This window comes from uncultured Serinicoccus sp., assembly GCF_947487915.1.
Classification (GTDB): domain Bacteria; phylum Actinomycetota; class Actinomycetes; order Actinomycetales; family Dermatophilaceae; genus Ornithinicoccus.
The window spans coordinates 225,034-247,086 of sequence record NZ_CANKYH010000003.1 but is presented as its reverse complement, the minus strand read 5'-3'; the positions used below and the strand labels follow the sequence as shown (position 1 = coordinate 247,086).

Below are 22,053 nucleotides of genomic sequence, written 5' to 3'. Positions count from 1 at the left end.
CAACTTGCCTTTTACTCATGACGCGGTGGAGGCGCTGCGCTCGGCCGCAGCGCTGGTCAACACCCGCACGGGAGCCGGCAGCGGCAGCGACCACCTGCCGTCGGGACGGGCCGCCCAGGCGCGTGCCGAGGGGGTCGACACCCTGACGACCGTGGCCGACCTGGAGGCGTTCGTCCGGCAGTGGCAGTGGTCGGGCACACCGCCGCGGCGGTCCGCCGAGGTGCAGCGGGTGCGCCTCGTCCGGCCGCGGCTCGCGACGTTCTGGGAGCTGGGCGAGGAGGCGGTCGTCGACCTGGTCAACGTGCTGCTCGCCGAGGAGCGGGCGGTGCCCCGGCTGGTCGACCACGACGGCTGGGGGTGGCACCTGCACGCCGTGCCGGACGACGCCCCCTTCGCGACCCGGATGGCGGTCGAGGCCGCGATGGCGATGGTCGACGTCGTGCGCGCCGACGAGCTGCAGCGACTGCGGCGGTGCGAGGCCGACGGGTGCGACGGGGTCTTCGTCGACCTGTCGCGCAACCGGTCCAAGCGCTTCTGCAGCACCGCCTGCGGCAACCGGGTCGCCGCCGCGGCCTATCGTGGGCGCCAGTCCGACCAGGGCGACCCCGGAGCCGCCGGAGGCGTCGCGGACGGATGAGACGGCATACCGGAGGAGAGCGATGACCCACCACGACGACCTCGCCCCCGCCACCCGCGCCGTGGCGCTGGGTCGGCCCGCCCGGGAGCCCGGCGCGCCGGTGAGCACCCCGGTGACGTTCACCTCGACCTACGTCGCCGACGGGGAGGTGGCCTACGCGCGCACCTCGAACCCGACGTGGGAGGCGCTGGAGGAGGTGCTCGGCTCGCTCGAGGGCGGCTCGGCGCTGACCTTCGCCTCCGGGATGGGTGCCGTGGCGGCCGTGGTGGCGCTGGTGCCCGTCGGCGGGGTCGTGGTCGCTCCGCGACACGTCTACAACGGCACCACCGGGCTGCTCGACGAGCGTGAGGCGGCGGGGGCGCTCACCGTCCGCCGGGTCGAGGCCGAGGACGTCGACTTGATCGTCCAGGCGTGCGAGGGGGCAGACCTGCTGCTGCTGGAGTCGCCCACCAACCCCATGATGGAGCTCACCGACGTCCCCGCCGTGGTGCGCGGGCTGGCGGAGAGGTATGCCGATGCCCGCCCGGTCGTCGCCGTGGACAACACCTTCGCGACGCCGCTGGCGCAGCAACCGCTCTCCTGGGGCGCGGACGTCGTCATCCACTCGGCGACGAAGTACCTCGCCGGGCACTCCGACGTGCTGCTCGGGGCGACCGTCGTCGCCGGCGGCCGGGCGGACCTGCGGGCGCGGCTGCAGACCCACCGGTCGCTGCACGGGGCGATCCCCGGGCCGATGGAGGCCTGGCTGGTGCTGCGGGGCGTCCGCACGCTGCACCTGCGCCTGGAACGGGCCCAGGCCGGGGCGCAGGTCCTGACCGGGCGGCTGGCGGAGCACCCCGCCGTCCGTCGGGTCCGCTACCCGGGTTTCGGCGGGATGCTCTCGATCGAGGTCGTCGGAGGGGTGGAGGGTGCCGAGCGGGTCTGCGGCGCGACCCGCCTGTGGGCGCACTCGACCAGCCTGGGCGGTGTGGAGAGCCAGATCGAGCGTCGTCGCCGCCACCCCCTGGAGGTCGCGACCGTGCCCGAGGACCTCGTGCGCCTCTCGGTCGGCGTGGAGGACATCGAGGACCTCTGGGCCGACCTGGCGCAGGCGCTGGAGCAGGCGCTGGTCTCGGCCTGATCCCCCCTCCTTCGACCGGGCGTCGCACATGGTTGCCGCGGCCCTCACCGGGCGTCGCACATGGTTGTTCCCGCCCTCACCGGGCGTCGCTCGGGCGGGGAAAGCAGGGGCCGCGGAGGTCGTCAGGGGGTGGCGGAGGCGTCGGTGTAGCCGTAGTGGTCGCTCTGCCGCTCGTTGATCCAGACCTCCTTGATGCCGTCGGGATCCTCGACCTGGACGGTCCGGCTGTACGTCTCGTCGATGAGGGTTGCCCGGACACCGGCGTCCGTGAGCAGCGCGAGGGCCTCCTCCACGTCCCCGTCCCACTCGAAGGCCAGCTCGAGCGCCGCGTCGTCCGCGCGGTGGGCGGCCACCAGCCCTCCGCCCTCGCAGGTGAGGTCGGTCCAGATCCCGTCGTCGGCGACCAGGCGGGGTCGCGCCCCCACGCCTTGGAGGACGTCGCGGATCATCGCGGTGTCCGGCCCGTACCAGATCGGCAGGACGAGGAGGCGCGGGTCGGCGGGTGGTCCGTCCTGCTCGACCGGGGTCGGCGCGTCGAGCGTGAAGGCCGTGCCGTCGGGCGCCGACACCATGCCTGCCTCGCCGTGGTCGGGGCGGCCGAGGGAGATGGGCACCCCGGCCGCCGCTGCCGTGGTGACCGCGTCGGGCACCGGTGTCGTCGTCGAGAAGGCGAGTGCCGTCCCGGGCGGCTGCTCGTCGCTCGCCTGGTGCAGGGCGACCCGGCCCGAGCCCACGGCATACACCAGCCAGCCGGGCCGCTCGAGGATCAGCCGCGCGCCCAGCGCCTCGAGGAGGCGCTGCCACGCCGGGAGGTCCGCGGTGAAGCGGATGGGCTGGGCGGTCAGGTCGGTGATCATGCGTCGTCCTCCTGCGTCGAGGTGAGGTATGCCCGCAGCGCCTTCTCGACCAGCGCGGACAGGCTGATGGCTTCGTCGATGCCCCGGTGCTTGACCTGCGTGATGAGGTCCCGCGGCAGGTAGACGTTGAACTGCGCCTTGTCGGTCATTCTAGAATGCTAGCAACCTAGATCCTCATGGGCAAGGGTGACCTACTGCGAGGCGGCGGGTGCTGCAGCGCTGCGCCCCGGCTGGGGCCGCCACGAGCGGCAGCCCACGCGGTCGCGTCCCTAGGATGAGAGTCATGAGCCTCTTCGTGGTGCACTACACCTACTCCGACGACACCGCGGCCCGGGACGAGCACCGGCCCGCCCACCGGGAGTTCCTCGGCGGGCTGGCGCACGAGGGCACCGCCCTGCTGACCGGGCCCTACGCCGAGGTGGAGGAGGCGCCGGACGCCGCGATGCTCATCCTCCGAGGGGAGAGCGCGGCCGACCTGGCCGAGCTGCTGCGGGAGGACCCGTTCCAGCAGCTGGGTCTGGTCGAGCAGGTGGCCATCCGGGAGTGGACGCCGGTGCTCGGCGCCTGGTTCGACGGGGCGCTCGCGGACCAGTTCTGAGCGTTCTGTCGGACCTGGACACGGTGGTGCAGCCTGTGCACGTGTTCTTCCCCATGTCCTGACTGCAGAAGCGTGCACAGGTCGCGCCCGGGTGGCAGGTCCGTGCACAGGTCGCGTCCTGACTGCAGAAGCGTGCACAGGTCGCGCCCGGGTGGCAGGTCCGTGCACCGGTGCCTACCAGCCCACCGGCCAGCCGCGTCACCCCTCCGCGGTGACGAAGGTCCCGGCCGAGCCGTCCACCAGCGCCGCCACCTCGTCCAGGCTCCCGATCGCGGCGGCCACCCTCGGCCGTGCCGATGCCGCGACCTCGACGAAGCGGCATACCGCCTCGACCTTGGGGCCCATCGACCCAGCCGGCAGGTGCAGGGCCCGCAGCTCCTCCGGTGTCGTGCGCCGGATCTCGCGTTGCCGGTCCGTGCCGTAGCCCTCCATGACGGCCGGGACGTCGGTGAGCACGAGCAGCCGGTCGGCCCCGAGCCGGTGCGCGAGCAGCGCCGCCGAGAGGTCCTTGTCGATGACCGCCTCCACGCCCTGCAGGTCACCGCTGTCCGTGCGGACGACCGGCACGCCGCCACCGCCGGCGCAGACGACGATGACGGACTCGTCGAGCAGGTGGTCGATGAGCCGGGTCTCGATGATCTCCCGCGGCCGCGGAGACGGCACGACGCGCCGCCAGTGCTGACCGTCGGCCCTGACTTGCCAGCCGTGCCGGTCGGCGAGCTCGCGCGCGGTCGCCGCGTCGTAGACCTCGCCCACGAACTTCGTGGGGTCCGCGAAGGCCGGGTCGTCGGCGTCGACGAGGGTCTGGTTGAGGACCGCGGCGAACTGCCGGTAGGGCCGTTCGTTGCCGATCGCCTGCAGGATCCAGTAGCCGATGAGCCCCTGCGTCATCGCCCCCAGCGCGTCGAAGGGGTAGGGCTGGCTCAGGCGGGCGTCGTCCGCGCTCTCCATCGCGAGGATGCCGACCTGCGGTCCGTTGCCGTGCGTGATGACGACCTGGTGGTCGTCGGTGAGCGGGGCGAGAGCCTGCATGGCGCGGCGGATGTTGGCGACCTGCGCCGCGGCGTCGGGCACCTGGCCACGCTGCAGCAGCGCGTTGCCCCCGAGGGCGACGACGATCCTCATGGCCGGAGTATGCCGTGCGGCCCGGCAGCGGCCGCCCGCGCCGCGCGGGCTCGCGCCGATGCGTGGGACGATGGGCGGGTGGACGCCTGGCAGTCCTTCCCGCTCGGCCTCGCCCTCGCCTTCCTGTGGGGCGTGGCCATGCTGCGTGGCCAGGTGACCTACTGGATCGCGCGCAGCGTCACCGAGCAGACGCTGCGGCATACCCGTCCCACGTCGGGCTGGCGCGCCGCGGTCCACCGCTGGCTGTCCGGCGACGCCCTCGACCGCGGCCGCGGTGCGGTGGAACGGTGCGGCATCGGCGCGGTGCCGCTGTGCTACCTCACGGTCGGGCTGCAGACGGTGGTGCTGGCCTCGGCGGGGGTGCTGCGGATGCGGTGGTGGCGCTTCACCCTCGCGCAGTCGGTGGGCGCCCTGGCCTGGGCCGCGATCTACGCGACCGTCGGCTTCGCCGTCTGGGCGCTCGTCTTCGAGGCCCTGCTCGCGGGCGGCCCGTGGCTCGTCGCCGGGCTCGCGGTCGCGCTCACCCTGGTGGTCGCGCTCGGGCACCGGTGGTATGCCGTCCGCCGCGGCCGTGGGAGCGACGCCGACGAGGTCACGACCGCTGGGTCGCGTCCTGCCTCTGCTCCTCGATGATCTCGAGCATCCGGTCCGCAGGGTAGGCGCCCTGCAGCACCTGGGTGTTGATGAGGAAGGTGGGCGTGGAGGAGACGCCGATGGCGCGGGCCTCGGCGCTGTCCGCCTCGACCGCCGCGGCCAGGTCGGCGTCGTCGAGGTCGGCCTCGAACTGCTCCGGGTCGGCCACCCCGACCTCCTCGGCGAGGTCGACGAGCTCGGCCTGGCCGTACTCCCCGTGTCCGTCCGTCGACAGCGCGAAGACGGCGCTCTGGAACTCCTCCAGCCGGTCCTGCTCCGCCGCCGCCCGGCCGGCCACGGCCGCGAGCCGGGAGGTCTCGTCGAAGATGACGAAGTCGCGGAACTCGATGCGCAGCGTGCCGTCCTCGACCAGCGGCAGGAGCTCGGGCCGGATCTCGAGGTGGAACTGCGCGCAGTAGGGGCAGCGGTAGTCGGCGTACTCGATCATGACCACCGGCGCGTCCACCTCACCCACGGCCATGGGGTCCTGCGGGTCGCGGCGCTGCAGGTCCAGCATCATCTGCGCGACCTCCGGGGGAGGGGTCTGCTCGGCGGCTCCCGGGTCCGCCGGCGGGGGCTGCGCCGCAGACCCCTCGTCGGGGGCCGCGGACCCCTGCGGCGCGCTCCCGCCGTCGCCCTGGGGGCCACCGTCGCCCTGCGTGCCGCCCGCGTCCGCGCCGTCCTCGTCGGGCGCCGGGGTGGCCTCGGGGCCGACCGTCTGCGACGGGGCGGCCGTCTGCTCCGAGCCGCGCTCGCCCAGGGCCAGCCAGGCGATGAAGGCCGTCACCAGCGCGACGACCACCGCGGCGACGGCCCAGGCGACCGCCACGACGGTGCGGTCGGTCCGGGGCTGAGGCGAGGTCGGCGTGCTCACCCGGCCAGCGTCGCACACCGGTCCGACGCTGCTGCCAGGATGGTCGGGTGCGCGCCTTCATCGCCCTGCTGCCGCCGGACCCGGTCACCGAGGAGCTCGACCGCTTCCTCGAGCCGCGGCAGGACGCGCTGGCTCCCCGCGGGGACTGGCGCTGGACCCGCAGCGAGCAGCGACACCTGACCCTCGCCTTCCTCCCCGAGCTGGCGGAGTGGCGTGAGGAGGCACTCATCGAGGCCGGTGCCGCCTGGGCGGAGCGGACGGGCCCGCTGCGGCTCGCCCTGCACGGTGCCGGAGCGTTCCCCGACCCTGGCGCCGCCCGGGTCCTGTGGGCGGGGGTCGCTGAGTCGGACCCCGGATCGCTCGGCGCCTGGGCGCAGGCGCTCCGATCGCTCGCCAGCCGGTCCGGCGTCCGCGTCGACGGCACCCGCTTCACGGCCCACGTCACCCTGGCCCGCTCCGCCGGCCGACCCCGGCCCGCCGGTCACCTGGTGCAGGCACTGGACACCCTGCATACCTCGTCGTGGCCTGCGGACGAGGTCTGGCTCGTGCGCTCCGAGCTCGGCCAGGGCCCCGGCGGCACCCCCCGGTACGCCGTTCGCCACACCTGGTCCCTCGCCTGACCCTCCCTGGCGGCGGTGCCAGGCCCGGCTTCAGGGCTGCTCGCTCACCCCGGCCTCGTCGGAGGAGCCGTCGCCCGCGCCCGCACCCTCGTCGATCTCCGGCAGCTCCAGCGGCGGGAGCGTGGTGACGACGGCGTCGTCCGGCGGGGTGACCTCGACCTGCGTCGGGTCCGCCTCGGCGTCGTCGAGGAGCTGCTCGACCGCCTGCACCTCGACCCCCTGCTCGGTCGAGCACGACCGGTCCTGCGGCACCTGCGGCTGGATGGTCCGCCCGTTGATGAGGCTCACGTCGTCGAACTGCGGACGGCCGGACACGAGGTTGCGGTAGCTGTAGCGGGTCAGGCTGCTGATCGCGCAGTCCTCCCCGAAGGTGAGGATGTCGAAGCTGTAGGCGTGGCCCTCGAGCTCGCCGGCGGTCTCCGGGTCCTCCTCCGCCGCCTCCTGCGCCTGCTCGGTGAGCGGCGGCAGCCGGAACTGGTTGACCAGCCCGCCGCCGGTGAACGACCCCACCTGCAGGTGCTGCCCGGTGAGATCCGGGACGTGCATGTGCCCGTTGACGGTTACCGCGCCCGCGGTGACCCGGTCGGCGGCGTACGGCTGGTGGGTGAGCACGATGTCGCTCGGCTGCAGCCCGGCGGTCGCCTCGCGGAAGCGCTGCGCGAGCGCGGCCTGGTCGGCGCCGTAGTCGTCGCTGCGCTGGTTGAAGTAGCGGCTGTCGTTGAACCCGGTGATGGTCACGCCGTTGACGCTGACCTGCTGCAGCTCGCCCTCGGTCGGCTCGACGAGCAGCACGTTGGGCACCTGCGCCATCCGCCGCAGCACGCCCTCGTCGCGCGCGGAGGCGCCGTCGTGGTTGCCGCGCACGAAGATGTAGGGCACCCCCAGGCTCTCGATGCCCTCGTAGATGCCGGTGAGGTCACCCTCGTCCTCGCGGCCGAAGTTGAGCAGGTCGCCCGCGTCGATGACGGCGTCGATGTCCTGCGTCTGCACGATCTCGCGCATGAGCGGGTACTGGTTGAGCCCGTGGATGTCACTCACGAGCAGGAACCTGGCGGCCGGCTCCGTCTCGCCCGCCTCCGGGCTGAACTCCTCGCGCATCGCCGAGGACAGCGCCAGCAGGTTGGTGACGTAGACCGCGCCCTGGTCGGCCTTGCGGTCCAGCCCCGCGAGGATGTCGGTGTTCTGCTCGACGAGGGAGAGCAGGCTGGTGGTGCGGAACTCGGCGACCCGGTCGGTCCGATAGGTGAGGTATGCCGCCGTCCCCGGCACGAGCATCGCCAGCACCGTCGCGACGGCCGAGGCGACCAGGCCGCGCGCCACGTGGGCAGGCCGCGCCGCGGCATACGCGAGCATCACCAGAGCGGTCGTGACCAGGGCGCCGGCGGCGAACTTCCACGCGAGCTCGGTGACCCCGTCGTCGATGGCCGCGCGCAGCTCGGCCGGGGTCGGCTCCAGGTCGGCGGTGCGCAGCTGGCCGCGGCGCAGCAGGTCGGTGACCTCCTCGCGCACCTGGACGCGGGCCTCCAGGCCAGGCGCGGGCAGCACCCTGCGGTCGAAGGACACCTCCATGTCGCCGACGACGGTCGGCAGCAGCAACGTCGAGTCGAGCCGCGGCTGGATCGAGATGTCCGCGGCGAAGTAGCGGGTCTGCGTCTGCACCGGCCACAGCTGCGTGGCCGCGACCCCACCGGTCCAGGCGACGACGAGCAGCATGGCCACGACGCCGATGCGCCGCAGCCACGGGACCGCTGACGCGGTGCGCTGCCGGAGGGTCATCGGCGGCAGCCTAGCGACCGGTCGGGCGTCCCTCGCGCGCGGTAACGTCCGTGGCCATGAGCGAGCAGGTGGACGTCGTCGTCGTGGGTGCAGGGCTGGCCGGTCTGGTCGCGACCGCCGAGCTGGTGGCCGCCGGCCGGCGGGTCGCGCTGGTGGACCAGGAGCGCACCGAGCACCTGGGCGGTCAGGCCTGGTGGAGCTTCGGCGGCCTCTTCCTCGTCGACAGCCCCGAGCAGCGCCGGCTGCGCATCCACGACTCGGTCGACCTGGCGTGGCAGGACTGGTGCGGCAGCGCCGGGTGGGACCGGGACGGGGAGGCGGGCCGGACGGGGGAGGACGACTGGGGCCGCCGCTGGGCCCGGGCCTACGTCGACTGGGCCGCCGGGGAGAAGCGGGCCTGGCTGCGCGAGCGCGGCGTGCGCCTCTTCCCGGTGGTCGGGTGGGCCGAGCGCGGTGACCGCACGGCCAGCGGGCACGGCAACTCGGTGCCGCGCTTCCACCTCACGTGGGGCACCGGGCCGGGGCTCGTCGAGCCGTTCGAGCGGGCGGTCCGCGACGGCGTGGCCGCCGGGCTCGTGCAGCTGCGCGGACGACACCGGGTCACCGGGCTCGTGACGAGTGACGGCGCGGTCACCGGGGTGCGCTGCGAGCTGCTCGCCGAGGACCCGGTGGAGCGGGGTATGCCGTCCTCCCGCGCCGTCGTGGGCGAGGTGCAGATCGAGGCGGGCGCGGTCGTCGTCACCAGCGGCGGCATCGGTGCCAACCACGAGCTGGTCCGTCGGTTCTGGCCCGAGCGGCTCGGCCCGCCCCCGCAGGAGGTCGTCACGGGGGTGCCGGCCCACGTGGACGGGTCGATGCTCGACCCGCTGGTGTCGGCCGGGGCCCGGCTGGTCAACCGCGACCGGATGTGGCACTACGTGGAGGGCCTGGCCAACCACTCGCCGGTCTGGCCGGGGCACGGGATCCGCATCCTGCCCGGCCCCAGCAGCCTCTGGCTGGACGCGACCGGGAGGCGGCTGCCGGCGCCATACCTCCCGGGGTTCGACACCCTCGGCACCCTGGCGCACCTGCGGCGGGCCGTGCCCGAGCACGACCACAGCTGGTTCGTGGCGAGCCGGACCGTGCTCGGCAAGGAGTACGCCCTCTCCGGCTCCGAGCAGAACCCGGACCTCACCGGCCGGTCCGTGCGGCAGGTGCTGAGGCGGGTCACGACCGACGTGCCCGCGCCGGTGCAGGCCTTCGTCGACCACGGCGCGGACGTCGTGGAGGCGGACACCGTGGAGGAGCTGGTGGCCCGGATGAACGCGCTCACCGGGGCCGAGCTGGTGGACGCCGCGCAGGTGCGCGGGCTGGTGGAGGCGCGGGACCGGGAGCTGGCCAACGGCTACGGCAAGGACGTGCAGACCGCGCTGGTCCGCGCCGCGCGGCGCTCCCTGGGTGACCGGCTCATCCGCACGGCGCCGCCGCACCGTTTCCTCGACCCGCGGCACGGCCCCCTGGTCGCCGTCCGGCTGCGTGTCCTGACCCGCAAGACCCTCGGCGGGGTGCAGACCGACCTGGCCTCGCGGGCTCTGGACGCCGACGGGTCGCCGGTCCCGGGGCTGTATGCCGCGGGCGAGGTCGCGGGGTTCGGCGGCGGTGGGGTGCACGGCTACCGCTCGCTGGAGGGGACCTTCCTGGGCGGGTGCCTGTTCACCGGGCGGGCGGCCGGGCGGGCGGCTGCCGACGCGACCCGCTGACCCGCTGAATCGCTGGCACGCTGAATCGCTGGCGCGCTGAATCGCTGAGTCGCTCACCCGCTGATCGCGGGGAACTTCTGGACAGAAGGTTCTGGGACCCGTCCCCCAGAAACCTCTGTCCAGAACGGCAGGTCGGGGGCGGTGTGGTTGGCTGACGGGATGGACCTCTCGACCCTGCGCCGGAAGGCGAGCACGGCCGCGCTGGTCGGCTTCCGCGTCACCCCCGGGCCGCTCAAGCGCCTGGTCGTGCGTACGGTCGCGCCCAGCTACACCGTCGGTGCGGTGTGCGTCATCGAGCACGACGGCGAGATCCTCGTGCTGTGGCAGCCGCACCGTCGGGGGTGGAGCCTGCCGGGTGGGCTGCTCGGTCGGGGTGAGGAGCCGGCCGACGCGGTGCGACGGGAGGTGGCCGAGGAGGTCGGGCTCGACATTGACCCCGGCGACCCGGTGACCGTGCGCGTCGACGCGCTGGAGCAGGGGGTGGACGTCGTCTTCCGGGTCCTCCTCGACGAGCGCCCGGACCTCGACCTGGCGACCGAGGCCCGCAAGGCCCGCTGGACGCGCCGTGGCGAGCTGGGCGCCGCCGACCGCGACACCCGCGGCATCCTCGCCGCTCTGGAGCGGGCCGGGGTTCCGGCCCGGCCGGGGCGGCTGCTCGACGAGCAGGAGTAGGTCTGGCCACGACAGCGCGACCCCGCTCGCCCTGCGCGGTGGCAGCGCGACCCCGCTCGCCCTGCGCGGTGGCAGCGCGACCCCGCTCGCCCTGCGCGGTGGCTGTGCACGCTTCTGCGGCCGAGACGTACGGAAGAACCAGCGCACCGGCTGCATACCCGTGCACAGGTTCCGGTTCCGTGCACAGGCTGCCTGCCCGTGCACAGGGTCCGTTTCCGTGCACAGACTGCGGGCCCCTGCACAGGTCAGGGCCTGGTAGGCCCGGCCCGCTCGATGGTGCCGGCCCTCAGCCCGCGACGGTGAGCAGGATCTTGCCGATGTGCTGGCTGGCCTCCATCTCGCGGTGGGCCGCGGCGGCCTCCTCCAGCGGGTGGCGGGACTGGATCAGCGGGCGCACGCGCCCCTGCGCGACCCAGGGCCACACCTGCTCGCGCACGGCCGCGACGATCTCGGCCTTGCCCTCGGGCGACCGGGAGCGCAGCGAGGTCGCCTGGACCCGGCCGCGCTTGGCCAGGAGCGCCCCGAGGTCGAGCTCTCCCGTGCGGCCACCGAGCAGGCCGATGACCACGAGCCGACCGTCCCGGGCGAGGGCGCGCACGTTGTCCGGGAGGTACTTCGCGCCGACCACGTCGAGGATGACGTCGGCACCCCTGCCGTCGGTCGCGGCCCTGACCTCCTCGACGAAGTCCTGCTCGCGGTAGTTGACCAGGACGTCGGCCCCGAGCTCGCGGCAGGCCGCCAGCTTGTCCGCCGAGCCGGCGGTGACCGCCACATGGGCGCCGAGGGCCTTGGCCACCTGGATGGCCATGGTCCCGATGCCGCTCGAGCCGCCGTGCAGGAGCACGGTCTCGCCCTCGCCCAGCCCGGCCTCCATGACCAGGTTGCTCCACACCGTGCACGCCACCTCGGGCAGAGCGGCGGCGTCCTCGAGAGGTATGCCGTCGGGCACCGGCAGCAGCTGACCGACCGGGACGGCGACGGTCTCGGCATACCCCCCGCCGGCGAGCAGGGCGCACACCTCGTCGCCGACCGACCACCCCGCGTCCTCGGTGCCCTCGCCGAGGGCGCTGACGCGGCCGCTGACCTCGAGGCCGGGCAGCTCCGAGGCTCCGGGCGGGGGCGGGTAGGCGCCCTTGCGCTGCATGACGTCCGCCCGGTTGACGCCGGCGGCGACGACGTCGACCAGCACCTCGCCCGCGCCGGCGGTGGGGGTGGGCACGTCGGCGGGGACCAGGGCGTCGGCCTCACCGGGCTCGGGGATCGTGATCGCTCGCATGGCCCCAACGTAACGGGCGGTGAGGGACGCCGTCGGACGGGCCGCCCACGGCCTAGAGCGTGACGACCCACTCGGCGTAGAACAGCCCCAGCCCGGCGGCGACGCAGATCCCGGCGACGATCCAGAAGCGGATGACGATGGTGATCTCGGCCCATCCCAGCAGCTCGAAGTGGTGGTGCAGCGGGGCCATGCGGAAGACCCGCCGGCCGGTCGTCTTGAAGCTGATGACCTGGATGATCACCGAGGCCGTGATGATGACGAAGAGCCCGCCGAGGACCACCAGGAGCAGCTGGGTGTGGGTGAGGATCGCCATACCGGCCAGGGCCGCGCCCAGCGAGAGCGAGCCGGTGTCGCCCATGATGATGGCGGCGGGGGAGGCGTTCCACCACAGGAACCCGGCGCAGGCCCCGGAGATCGCGGCGGCGACCACCGCCAGGTCCAGCGCGTTGCTGATGGAGTAGCAGTTGGACCCGGGCGCGATGCCGCAGGCCTGGTTGTGCTGCCACATGGCGATGACGACGTAGGCGCCGAAGACCATCGTCGAGGCCCCGGTGGCCAGCCCGTCCAGGCCGTCGGTGATGTTGACCCCGTTGGACGCGCCGGTGATGAGCAGGTTGGACCACAGGAGGAAGAGGACGAGCCCGACGACCGGGCCGGCGAACGCGAGGTCGAGCGGGGTGTCGCGGACGAAGGAGATGGCGGTCGAGGCCGGGGAGCGGCCCTCCTCGTCGGTGACGAGCAGCGCGGCCAGGGCGAAGACGACCGTCACGAGCGTCTGGCCGACGAGCTTCTGGCCCGAGGTGAGACCGAGGCTGCGCTCCTTGCGGATCTTGGTGTAGTCGTCGAAGAAGCCGATGACACCCAGGCCGGTGAGCAGGAAGAGCACGAGCAGCGCGTTCACCGAGATGGGGGTGGCGCTGACGTCCAGCAGCCCCGTGAGGTCGAGCAGCAGGACGGCGCCGTGCGAGCCGAAGTAGCCCACGAGGGCCGCCCCGATGATGACGGCGCCCCCCATGGTGGGCTTGCCCCGCTTGACGTGGTGGTGGGTCAGGTCGTCCCGGATGAACTGTCCGTAGCTGCGCCGGACCAGGAAGCGGATGAACAGCGGCGTGCACAGCAGCGCGAGCAGCATGGCGAGCCCGCCGGCGAGCATGACGTTGACCATCGAGTCCCTTCCTGCCCGCTGCCGCCGGCCCGGTCGGGCCGTGGGCGACCCAGCCGGACCACTCTAGACCCGCGGCGACCGGCCGGCCGGGGAGCTCGCAGGCGCGCCGCAGTCGCTAGCCGATGAGGATGCCGGCGATCGCCGCGCTCATGAGGTTGGCCAGGGTGGCCGCGATGATCGCGCGGATGCCCAGCTGGGCGATCTCGTGACGACGGTCCTTGATGAGGCCGCCCAGGCCGCCGAGCAGGATGCCGAGCGAGCCGAGGTTGGCGAAACCGGTGAGGGCGAAGGTGACGATCGCCGCGGTCTTCGGGCTGAACTCGTCGATGACCGGCGCGAAGTTGGAGAAGGCCACGAACTCGTTGACGACGACCTTCTGCCCGACGAAGCTCCCGGCGCTGGTCGCCTCGCTCCACGGGACCCCGATGACGGTCATGAGCGGGGCGAAGACGTAGCCGAGGATCTGCTCGAAGGTGAGGTCGGGTGCCCCGAACCACCCGCCGACCGCGCCGATGAGCAGGTTGACCAGCGCGATGAGGGAGATGAACGCCAGCAGCATCGCGCCGATGTTGAGCGCGAGCTTGAGCCCGTCCGCGGCGCCCGAGGCGGCGGCGTCGATGACGTTGCGGTACTCCATACCCTCCAGCTCGTCGTCGTCCTCGTCGCCGGCCTCCGTCGCCCGCTCGTTTGTGGCGGTCGCCTCGCTCTCCTCCTCCGGGGGCACGTCGTCGACCTCCTCCGGCAGGACCAGCTTGGCCATGAGCAGCGCGCCGGGAGCCGCCATGAAGGAGGCGGCGATGAGGTACTCCAGCGGCGCACCGAGGAGGGAGTAGCCGACGAGCACCGACCCGGCCACGGTCGACAGACCTCCCACCATGACGGCGAAGAGCCCGGACCTGGTCAGGCCGCGCAGGTAGGGGCGGATGACCAGCGGCGCCTCGGTCTGTCCGACGAAGATGTTGGCCGCCGCGTTGACCGACTCCGCCTTGCGGGTGCCGAGTGCCCAGCCGAGCGCCGAGCCCAGGCGCTCGACGACGAACTGCAGGATCTTGAAGTGGTAGAGCACCGCGGTGAGCGAGGCGAAGAAGATGATGACCGGCAGCACCTGAAAGGCGAAGACCGAGCCGGCGTCCTCGCCCTGCGGCAGCACGGGGCCGAAGAGGAACTCGATGCCGGCGTTGGCGGAGTTGATGATCGCCTGCACGCCCAGCGACACCTGCTCCAGCGCCCGCTGGCCCCAGGACCAGTAGAGGACGAGGACGCCGAAGACGACCTGGATGGTCAGCGCCGCGAGGACGGTGCGCCAGCGCACCGCCCGTCGGTTCGTCGAGAGCAGCAGGGCCAGCCCGATGAGCGCTGCCATGCCGCCGATGCCCCAGAGCACATCCATGCTGGACCTCCCGGTATGCGTCGTCGCAGATGTGCGGCGACCGTATCGCGCCCGGTGGGGCCGCGACGACGCGGAGGGGGCGAGGGGACTGCGGCAAGGCTGCGGGGTCTGCGGCGGAGGGACCGTCAGGGCGTGCGGTGGCCCAGGCGGTCGGACAGCTCCCGGGTGCAGGACCGCACCTGCCGGACGAGGCCGGTGACGTCCACTTCGTCGTCGGCCGGGTAGGTCACCGCGACCCCGGCGACCGGGTGGCCGGAGTGGTCCCGCACCGCCGAGGCGACCGACGCCAGACCGGGGGTGACCAGGCCGTCCTCGAGCGCATACCCCCGGGAGCGGGTCGCGGCGAGCTCGCGACGGAGCTCGACGAGCGAGCGTGGGCCCGAGCCGTGGCGCTGCACGAACGACGCGCGCGAGGGGTGGAGCGCACGCACCTGAGCCTCGGGGAGTGCGGCGAGGATGGCCAGGCCGCTCGCGGTGAGGGTCGCCGGGAGCCGCACCCCGACGTCGGAGACCAGCGAGGGCCGGCCGGCGACCCGCTCCTCGACGACGTAGAGGACGTCCGGGCCGTGGAGCACCGCGAGGTGCGCGTTGTGGCCGCAGGCGTCCGCGAGCCGGGTGAGCCGGGGCCGGGCGAGGCGCTGCAGCGGCGCCTGCCGGGTGTAGGCCGAGCCCAGCTCGTAGGCGGCGACGCCGAGGCCGTAGCGACGCTCCTCGGGGAGGTGCACGGCATACCCCTGCTCGACGAGGACCGCGAGCAGGTGGTAGGTGGAGGAGCGGGGCAGCCCCAGCTCGCGCGCGACGGTCGCGGCTGCGACCGGGGTCGCGTGCCGGGCCAGCAGGGTGAGGATCGCCAGCGCGTGCCCGGCGGCGGGGGCGTTGCCGGTGGCCATGCTCTCGACCCTATGCCCGCTTCCGGACACCCCCGCCCTGCACCCGGTGTGCGCCTACCGCGCGTCCGGTGTGCAGTCGGCGAGACCGGCGCCCTCGCCCAGGCCGGCCTTGAGGGCCAGCACCCGTGCCGCCTTGGTCTCGACCGCGTCGGCGACCTCGGGGTCCTGCTCGACCAGGGCGAGGGTGGCCTCGACCATGGCGGTATGGATCGCGGGGTCGCCGTTGATGACGACGTCACCGCCGGCCTGCAGGAAGCGGGTGGCGCGCTCGCCGGGCGGGACCGACTGCACCTGGGCCGCGACCCCCAGGTCGTCCGAGATCACCACCCCGTCGTAGCCCAGGTCGCCGCGCAGCATCTCCTCGACGACCACGGGGGAGAAGGCTGCGGGCACGCCCGGGTCGATCCGGTCGTAGACCGCGGTGGCGACCATGACCGACGAGGCGCCGGCGTCGACGACCTCCCCGAAGGCGGCCAGCGCCGGGTCGTCGCGGGTCGTGTCGACGTCGACGACCCCGTCCGCGAGGTCGGTGTTGCCCTCGACCCGCCCCAGTCCCGGGAAGTGCTTGACGCTCGTGCCGACCCCGGCCCGCTCCATCCCCGCGACGAACGCCGACGCCGGGGGGACGACGGTCTCGGTATCCGGGCCGTACTGCCGGCCCAACAGCCCGACCGGCTCGTTGCGGCCCTGGAACTCCGGCGGGACCACGCCCGCGACCGGCGCGAGGTCGAGGTCGACTCCAGCGGCCCGCAGCTGCCCGCCCCAGGCCTCGGCCCGACGGGCGAGCTCGTCGACCGGCAGCTGCGCCTGCTGCACGGCTGACGGCATACGGTCGAAACCCGGGCCGCGCAGCCGCTGCACCTGGCCCCCCTCCTGGTCGGCCGCGACGAGCAGGCCCACCCCGTCGGGCTGGTCGCCGGTGGCGCGCAGGGCGTCGGTGAGGGCGCGCACCCCGTCGACCCCGGCCTGCGTGTCACCCAGGAGCAGCGCATGGCCGGTCTGCGTGGTGGCCAGGGCATCCGCGACCGGCGGCGTCACCCCCGACTCGGTGCTGACGCCCAGCATGAAGAGCTGCCCCACCTGCGCGGCCGGGCTCAGCTCGGCCGCCAGGGCCGCGCACGAGCCGGGCTCGGGGCCGGTCGGGGTCGGCGCCGCCACCGGTTCCTCGGAGGAGGTCTGCGCCGTTCCCTCACCCTGCCCCGTCGACGTCCGCCCAGAGCTCGCCTCCTCACCCGGTGCAGCCGTCCCCGCCGTCGGCCCGTCGGACTCCTCCGTCGAGGTGCTGCTCGGCTGCGCGGAGGAGGCCTGCGGCGCACCTTCCACGTCGCTGCACGCGCCGACGACCAGCGCCGCGGACGCCGTCACGACGACGGCTGCGGTCTGCAGCACGCGTCCGGTGCGGGGGGCGATCTCACTCGCTCCCGGGGGTCCAGATGCGGTCGAGGTAGTCGCGCATCGAGCGGTCGGAGGAGAAGAACCCGCACCGGGCGACGTTGAGGATGGTCGAGCGGCTCCACCCCTCGGGGTCGGCGTAGGCCCGCTCGACGCGGTCCTGGGCCTCGAGGTAGGGCGTGAACCCGGCGAGCGCCATGAACGGGTCGTGGTTGAGCAGGTTGTCGAGCACCGCCGACACCGCACCGGGGCCGCCATCGGTGAAGTGGCCGCTCCCGATGAGGTCGATGGTCGCCTTGAGCACCGGGTCGCCCTCGTAGTAGGCGCCGGGGGTGTAGCCGCGCTGGCGCAGCTCGTCCACCTCCGGCTCGGTCATGCCGAAGAGGAAGAAGTGGTCCTTCCCGACGAGGTCGAGGATCTCGACGTTGGCGCCGTCCAGGGTGCCGATGGTCAGCGCGCCGTTGAGGGCGAACTTCATGTTGCCCGTGCCCGAGGCCTCCTTGCCGGCCAGCGAGATCTGCTCGGACAGGTCGGCGGCCGGGATGACCTTCTCGGCGAGGGTGACGTTGTAGTTGGCCGGGAAGAGCACCTGCAGTCGGCCGTCCATCACCGGGTCGGTGTTGACCTTGGCGGCGACGGCGTTGATGAGGTAGATGATCTCCTTGGCCATGTGGTAGCCGGGCGCCGCCTTGGCGCCGAAGAGCACCGTGCGCGGCGTGACCTGCTCGACCGGGGTGCGTCCGGACAGGACCCCCTCGTAGATCGACACGACGTGCAGCAGCTTGAGCGTCTGCCGCTTGTACTCGTGCAGCCGCTTGACCATGACGTCGAGCAGGTGGTCCTGGCGCAGCTCGACGCCGTCGCGCACCCGCAGCAGGTCGCCCAGCCGCGCCTTGTTGGCGGCCTTGACGTCCCGGAACCGCTGCCGGAACTCGGGGTCATCGGCATACGGCTCCAGCTCGCGCAGCCGGTCCAGGTCGGTGACCCAGCCCTCGCCGATGGTGTCGGTGATGAGCGAGGAGAGCTTGCGGTTGGCCAGGCGCAGGAAGCGCCGCGGGGTGATGCCGTTGGTGACGTTGGTGAACTTCTCCGGCCACATGGCGTTGAAGTCCGGAAGCACGTCGTCGCGCAGCAGCTGGCTGTGCAGCTCGGCGACGCCGTTCACCTTGGCGCCGGCGACGGTCGCGAGGTAGGCCATGCGCACGGCCCGCTGCGGCTGCTCGGCGATGATCGACATCCGGCGGATGCGGCCCTCGTCGCCCGGGAAGGCCTCGCGCACCTCGAGCAGGAACTCCTCGTTGATGCGGTAGATGATCTGCAGGTGGCGCGGCAGCAGCCGCCCGAGGAGCTCGACCGGCCACACCTCGAGGGCCTCCGGCAGCAGGGTGTGGCAGGTGTAGGCGAAGCACCGCCGGGTGATGCCCCACGCCTCGTCCCAGTCGATGCCCTTCTCGTCGACGAGGATCCGCATGAGCTCGGGCACCGCGATGACCGGGTGGGTGTCGTTGAGCTGGAAGATGATCCGCTCGGGCAGCCGGTGCAGGTCGAAGTCGCGGGGCAGGGTGTTCTCGATGAAGTCGCGCAGCGAGCACGCCACGAAGAAGTACTGCTGCTGCAGCCGCAGCTCCTTGCCCTGCGGGGTGGAGTCGTCGGGGTAGAGCACCTTGGAGATGTTCTCCGCGAAGATCTCGGCGCGGGAGGCCTGCGCGTAGTCGCCGCGGTTGAAGGTCTGCAGGTCGAAGGCCTGGTTGGCCTCGGCGCTCCACAGCCGCAGGGTGTTGACGACGCCGTTGCGGAAGCCCGGCACCATGTAGTGGTAGGGCACGCCGCGGACCTGCCAGGACGGCGTCCAGCGGGTGCGCTGGCGGCCCTGGTCGTCGGCATACGTCTCGGTGTGCCCGGCGAAGCCGACCTGGACGGCGCGCTCGGGGTGCGGGAACTCCCACGGGCTGCCCAGCCGCAGCCAGCTGTCCGGCTCCTCGACCTGCCGGTGGTCGACGAAGGTCTGGCGGAAGATGCCGTACTCGTAGCGGATGCCGTAGCCGATGCAGGCGACGTCCATCGTGGCCAGGGAGTCGACGAAGCACGCGGCGAGGCGACCCAGGCCCCCGTTGCCGAGGCCGGGCTCCACCTCCTGGCCGCGGACGGCCGCCATGTCGATCCCGCACCGCTCCATCGCCTGGTCGGCGACGTCCTGCAGGTCGCTGGCCAGCAGGTTGTTGCCGAGCTGACGGCCGAGGAGGTACTCCGCGGAGAGGTAGCCGACGACCCTGGTCTCCTCCTTGCGGCGGCGGTGGCCGGTCTCCAGCCAGGAGGCCATGAGGTAGGAGCGGACCGTTCGTGCCAGCGCCATGTACTGGTCGTTGATCGTCGACTGCGACAGCTTGACGCCCTGCCCGAAGTTGAGCTGGTCGAGGAACTCCCGCACGAAGCCGTCGACGGTGGCCGGCGGCGAGGTCACCGGGCCGGTCGCGAGCTCGTGCGTGGCCTCGAAGCTCGGGCCCCGCCGGTTGGCGTCGGCGGACGGGCTCTCGTCGGTGATCACAGGCTGTGGGTGCGTGGAGGTCACGAGTCGTAAGGGTAGGGCCTCGGGGGTTCCGGGGCATACCTCGCGTCAAGCGCGTGTTGGCAGCGAGAGCCAGGAGGATTGCACCCGACACCGGAGGTACCCACCCGTGACCACTGCCGACCAGTCCGCCCCCGCCCGCGAGGTCCGCCTCGTCGCCCGTCCGCACGGCTGGCCCGAGCCGTCCGACTTCGAGCTCGCCACCAGCGAGCTGCCCGAGCTCGGCGACGGGCAGATCCGGGTGCGCAACGAGCTGGTCTCGGTCGACCCCTACATGCGCGGCCGGATGAACGACACCCGCTCCTACGTCCCGCCCTTCCAGCTGGACCGGGCGATGGAGGGCGCCGCCGTCGGCGTCGTCCGGGAGTCCCGCGCCGAGGGGTATGCCGTGGGGGACCACGTCCTGCACCAGCTCGGCTGGCGCGAGGAGGCGGTGGTGGACGCGGGCTCGGCGCGGGTCGTCGACACCGACGCGGCGCCCGCCTCGGCCTACCTGGGGGTGCTCGGCATGACCGGGCTCACCGCCTACGCCGGGTTGGTCCGGGTGGCGCAGCTGCGCGAGGGCGACGTCGTCTTCGTCTCCGGGGCGGCCGGTGCCGTGGGCAGCGTGGCCGGGCAGGTGGCCAAGGCCCTCGGCGCGTCCAGGGTCATCGGCAGCGCCGGCTCCCAGGAGAAGGTCGACCACCTCGTCGACGACCTCGGCTTCGACGCCGCCTTCAACTACAAGGACGGCGACGTGGCCGCCCAGCTCGCCGAGCACGCGCCGGACGGGATCGACGTCTACTTCGACAACGTCGGCGGCGACCACCTGGAGGCCGCGGTCGGGGCGCTGCGCCAGGGCGGGCGGATCGCCATCTGCGGCGCCATCTCCGGCTACAACGACACCGAGCCCGCCCCGGGCCCGCGCAACCTCGCGCGGCTCATCCAGGTGCGCGGCACGATGACCGGCTTCCTCGTCTCGGACCACCAGGACCTGGCGGGCGAGTTCGCCGGGCGCGCCGCCGGGTGGCTGTCCTCCGGACAGCTGCAGTCGCGCGAGACCGTCGTCGAGGGCATCGAGCACGCGGTCGACGCCTTCCTGGGCCTCCTGCGCGGGGACAACACCGGCAAGATGCTCGTGCGCGTCTGAGTCCGCTCGGGCCCGGTCCCGCCCGGCGGGCCGGAGCAGGTGGCGGTCGCAGGCGGCGGTCCCTCAGGTATGCCGTCGCGCGGCCCTCCGGGCGGAGGCCGGCACCAGCACCTCGAACCGCTCGAGGACCACGAGGGTGTCGTCGTCGACCGGCTCACCGTGGGGCGCGGTGGCGGCGAAGGCGTCCCGGTGGACGGCCCGCCACTCCTCGAGGCTCTGGTCGCCCTCGCCCTCCAGGCGGGCGTGCTCCTCGGTGACGTCGGCGAAGCGGCACACCTGCACGTCGGTGATCCGCACCAGGGCCCGCGGCTGTCCGGACCCGTCGAGGATGATCGACAGCAGGCCCGGCTCGGGCAGCGCCAGGTCGAGGCCGACCTCGGCGCGGGTGAGGGTGTCGCCGGGCGCGTCGCCGGCGGGCCCGGCCCCCCGCTGCCGCGCCTCCTCCTCGTAGTCGCGGTAGGCGCTCGCGGTCGCGGTCTTGCGGCCGTCGAGGACGAGGTCGAGCAGCCGGTCCGCGGTGGCCGGGTCGTCCTCGTCGCCGAAGCTCCACGCCGGCGGCGGGAGGGTGTCGCTCACCTGCCCCCCGGCATACACCTCGATGCGGTTGAGCTTGCCGCGGATCCGGGCGTCGGCCCAGAACGCCGCGATGGCGCGGTCACGCCGGCTCTGCTCCTGGTCGGTCGGTGTCGGCTCGTCCACACCACCCACCCTAGGCTCTGCGGGTGTGAGGCCCTTCCTGCTGCTCGGCACGCGCGCCGAGGACGACGCCGCGGACGACGAGTACGCGGGCTTCCTGCGCTACGCCGGTCTGGCGGAGGCCGAGCTGCACCGGGTGCGGGTCGAGGCGGCGCCGCTGCCGGCGGTCGACCTCGCGGCCTACAGCGGGATCGTCCTGGGCGGCAGCCCGTTCAACGCCTCGGACGAGCACAAGGGCGAGGTGCAGCGGCGGGTCGAGCGGGACCTCGCGGCGCTGGTCCGCCGGGTGGTCGAGGCGGACGTGCCGTTCCTCGGGGCGTGCTACGGGATCGGCCTGCTGGGGCTGGCCTGCGGGGGGACCGTCGACCGCAGGTACGGCGAAGCGCCTGCTGCCGTGGAGATCTCGCTCACCGAGGAGGGCCGGGCCGACCCCCTGCTCGCGGGTTTGCCGGACCCGTTCCACGCGATCGTCGGCCACAAGGAGGCCTGCGCGGTGCTGCCGCCGGGGGCGGTGCTGCTCGCGTCCTCGGCGGGCTGCCCGACGCAGATGTTCCGGATCGGGCGGCACGTCTACGCCACGCAGTTCCACCCCGAGCTGGATGCGGAGTCGCTGGAGCGCCGGCTGCACATCTACGCGGGGCACGGCTACTGCGAGCCGGAGGAGGTCGAGCCCATCGTGGCGCAGGCGAGGTCGGTGGAGCTGGGGCCCGTCCGCGGCCTGCTGCCCGCCTTCGTGCAGCGCTTCGGGCGCCCCGCCTGAGCCGAACAGCCCCCTCCTGGCCAGCCTGAGCAGAGAAAGGCCCCCCAGGCAGGGGTGATGACACCTGCGTCGGGCATTCTTCTCTGCTCAGGTTCCCTCGGGGGTGGGCCGGCGTGGCCCGGGAGGCGAGCAGTCCGG

21 protein-coding genes are annotated in these 22,053 nt (G+C 73.4%); 9 read left to right on the top strand and 12 right to left on the bottom strand.

Annotation, left to right across the window (positions count from 1 at the left end):
• Positions 1 to 4 precede the first annotated feature (4 nt).
• Together Q0795_RS04715 and Q0795_RS04710 are read left to right on the top strand one after the other, a co-directional pair.
• Complete coding sequence (locus Q0795_RS04715) at positions 5 to 637, top strand: CGNR zinc finger domain-containing protein (protein ID WP_298887176.1); 633 nt, start codon at positions 5 to 7, stop codon at positions 635 to 637.
• Between the two features lie 22 nt (positions 638 to 659).
• The gene (locus Q0795_RS04710) at positions 660 to 1,757 is read left to right on the top strand and encodes a PLP-dependent aspartate aminotransferase family protein (protein WP_298887173.1); all 1,098 of its coding nucleotides are present in this window, start codon (positions 660 to 662) and stop codon (positions 1,755 to 1,757) included.
• Between the two features lie 122 nt (positions 1,758 to 1,879).
• Here the strand turns inward: Q0795_RS04710 and Q0795_RS04705 are convergent, their stop codons facing one another.
• Positions 1,880 to 2,614 (bottom strand): hypothetical protein, encoded by a 735-nt coding sequence (locus tag Q0795_RS04705; RefSeq protein ID WP_298887170.1) that lies wholly within the window; start codon positions 2,612 to 2,614, stop codon positions 1,880 to 1,882.
• Positions 2,611 to 2,763 carry a hypothetical protein gene (locus Q0795_RS04700; RefSeq protein WP_058892599.1) on the bottom strand — a complete coding sequence of 51 codons (153 nt, stop codon included), beginning with the start codon at positions 2,761 to 2,763 and terminating at the stop codon, positions 2,611 to 2,613. Before Q0795_RS04700 ends, Q0795_RS04705 begins: the two co-directional genes overlap by 4 nt.
• A 134-nt stretch (positions 2,764 to 2,897) precedes the next feature.
• Between Q0795_RS04700 and Q0795_RS04695 the strand changes: the two genes are divergently transcribed.
• Positions 2,898 to 3,212 (top strand): YciI family protein, encoded by a 315-nt coding sequence (locus Q0795_RS04695; RefSeq protein WP_298887158.1) that lies wholly within the window; start codon positions 2,898 to 2,900, stop codon positions 3,210 to 3,212.
• Between the two features lie 198 nt (positions 3,213 to 3,410).
• Here Q0795_RS04695 and Q0795_RS04690 read toward each other — a convergent pair whose 3' ends face one another.
• Complete coding sequence (locus Q0795_RS04690) at positions 3,411 to 4,337, bottom strand: carbamate kinase (protein WP_298887155.1); 927 nt, start codon at positions 4,335 to 4,337, stop codon at positions 3,411 to 3,413.
• A 78-nt stretch (positions 4,338 to 4,415) separates the two neighbouring features.
• On the opposite strand from Q0795_RS04690, the gene Q0795_RS04685 reads away from it, so the two are divergent.
• On the top strand, positions 4,416 to 4,970 hold the full coding sequence (locus tag Q0795_RS04685) for a VTT domain-containing protein (protein WP_298887153.1): 555 nt from the start codon (positions 4,416 to 4,418) through the stop codon (positions 4,968 to 4,970).
• Here the strand turns inward: Q0795_RS04685 and Q0795_RS04680 are convergent.
• A complete protein-coding gene (locus tag Q0795_RS04680) occupies positions 4,930 to 5,844 on the bottom strand; it encodes a thioredoxin domain-containing protein (protein ID WP_298887150.1) in 915 nt (304 codons plus the stop codon). The genes Q0795_RS04685 and Q0795_RS04680 overlap by 41 nt on opposite strands.
• 47 nt (positions 5,845 to 5,891) lie before the next feature.
• On the opposite strand from Q0795_RS04680, the gene thpR reads away from it, so the two are divergent.
• Positions 5,892 to 6,464: an RNA 2',3'-cyclic phosphodiesterase gene (gene thpR, locus Q0795_RS04675; protein ID WP_298887148.1), complete on the top strand. Its 573-nt coding sequence runs from the start codon at positions 5,892 to 5,894 to the stop codon at positions 6,462 to 6,464.
• Positions 6,465 to 6,494: 30 nt separating this feature from the next.
• Here the strand turns inward: thpR and Q0795_RS04670 are convergent, their stop codons facing one another.
• The gene (locus Q0795_RS04670; protein WP_298887141.1) at positions 6,495 to 8,240 is read right to left on the bottom strand and encodes a metallophosphoesterase; all 1,746 of its coding nucleotides are present in this window, start codon (positions 8,238 to 8,240) and stop codon (positions 6,495 to 6,497) included.
• A gap of 56 nt (positions 8,241 to 8,296) precedes the next feature.
• On the opposite strand from Q0795_RS04670, the gene Q0795_RS04665 reads away from it, so the two are divergent.
• Entirely contained in the window at positions 8,297 to 9,979 is a 1,683-nt protein-coding gene (locus Q0795_RS04665) for an FAD-binding dehydrogenase (RefSeq protein ID WP_298887138.1), read from the top strand.
• Positions 9,980 to 10,138: 159 nt separating this feature from the next.
• Entirely contained in the window at positions 10,139 to 10,651 is a 513-nt protein-coding gene (locus Q0795_RS04660) for an NUDIX domain-containing protein (protein WP_298887135.1), read from the top strand.
• Positions 10,652 to 10,937: 286 nt separating this feature from the next.
• Here the strand turns inward: Q0795_RS04660 and Q0795_RS04655 are convergent, their stop codons facing one another.
• The 6 genes from Q0795_RS04655 to Q0795_RS04630 all read right to left on the bottom strand — a co-directional run bounded on the left by Q0795_RS04655 (position 10,938) and on the right by Q0795_RS04630 (position 19,309).
• Complete coding sequence (locus Q0795_RS04655; protein ID WP_298887131.1) at positions 10,938 to 11,927, bottom strand: NAD(P)H-quinone oxidoreductase; 990 nt, start codon at positions 11,925 to 11,927, stop codon at positions 10,938 to 10,940.
• A gap of 52 nt (positions 11,928 to 11,979) precedes the next feature.
• On the bottom strand, positions 11,980 to 13,092 hold the full coding sequence (gene mraY / locus Q0795_RS04650) for a phospho-N-acetylmuramoyl-pentapeptide-transferase (RefSeq protein WP_298887128.1): 1,113 nt from the start codon (positions 13,090 to 13,092) through the stop codon (positions 11,980 to 11,982).
• Positions 13,093 to 13,207: 115 nt separating this feature from the next.
• A complete protein-coding gene (locus Q0795_RS04645; protein WP_298887125.1) occupies positions 13,208 to 14,482 on the bottom strand; it encodes a NupC/NupG family nucleoside CNT transporter in 1,275 nt (424 codons plus the stop codon).
• A gap of 125 nt (positions 14,483 to 14,607) precedes the next feature.
• Positions 14,608 to 15,372, bottom strand: coding sequence for an IclR family transcriptional regulator (locus tag Q0795_RS04640; protein ID WP_298887122.1), 765 nt, complete (start codon positions 15,370 to 15,372; stop codon positions 14,608 to 14,610).
• Between the two features lie 54 nt (positions 15,373 to 15,426).
• Positions 15,427 to 16,761 carry a glycoside hydrolase family 3 N-terminal domain-containing protein gene (locus Q0795_RS04635; RefSeq protein ID WP_298887119.1) on the bottom strand — a complete coding sequence of 445 codons (1,335 nt, stop codon included), beginning with the start codon at positions 16,759 to 16,761 and terminating at the stop codon, positions 15,427 to 15,429.
• 22 nt (positions 16,762 to 16,783) lie between these two features.
• On the bottom strand, positions 16,784 to 19,309 hold the full coding sequence (locus tag Q0795_RS04630; protein WP_298887117.1) for a glycogen/starch/alpha-glucan phosphorylase: 2,526 nt from the start codon (positions 19,307 to 19,309) through the stop codon (positions 16,784 to 16,786).
• A gap of 130 nt (positions 19,310 to 19,439) precedes the next feature.
• Between Q0795_RS04630 and Q0795_RS04625 the strand changes: the two genes are divergently transcribed.
• Positions 19,440 to 20,459 carry an NADP-dependent oxidoreductase gene (locus Q0795_RS04625; protein ID WP_298887114.1) on the top strand — a complete coding sequence of 340 codons (1,020 nt, stop codon included), beginning with the start codon at positions 19,440 to 19,442 and terminating at the stop codon, positions 20,457 to 20,459.
• A gap of 63 nt (positions 20,460 to 20,522) precedes the next feature.
• Here Q0795_RS04625 and Q0795_RS04620 read toward each other — a convergent pair whose 3' ends face one another.
• On the bottom strand, positions 20,523 to 21,158 hold the full coding sequence (locus Q0795_RS04620) for an ASCH domain-containing protein (RefSeq protein ID WP_298887111.1): 636 nt from the start codon (positions 21,156 to 21,158) through the stop codon (positions 20,523 to 20,525).
• A gap of 25 nt (positions 21,159 to 21,183) precedes the next feature.
• Here Q0795_RS04620 and Q0795_RS04615 point away from each other — a divergent pair, with 25 nt between their 5' ends.
• On the top strand, positions 21,184 to 21,915 hold the full coding sequence (locus Q0795_RS04615) for a glutamine amidotransferase (RefSeq protein WP_298887108.1): 732 nt from the start codon (positions 21,184 to 21,186) through the stop codon (positions 21,913 to 21,915).
• Positions 21,916 to 22,053: the final 138 nt, after the last annotated feature.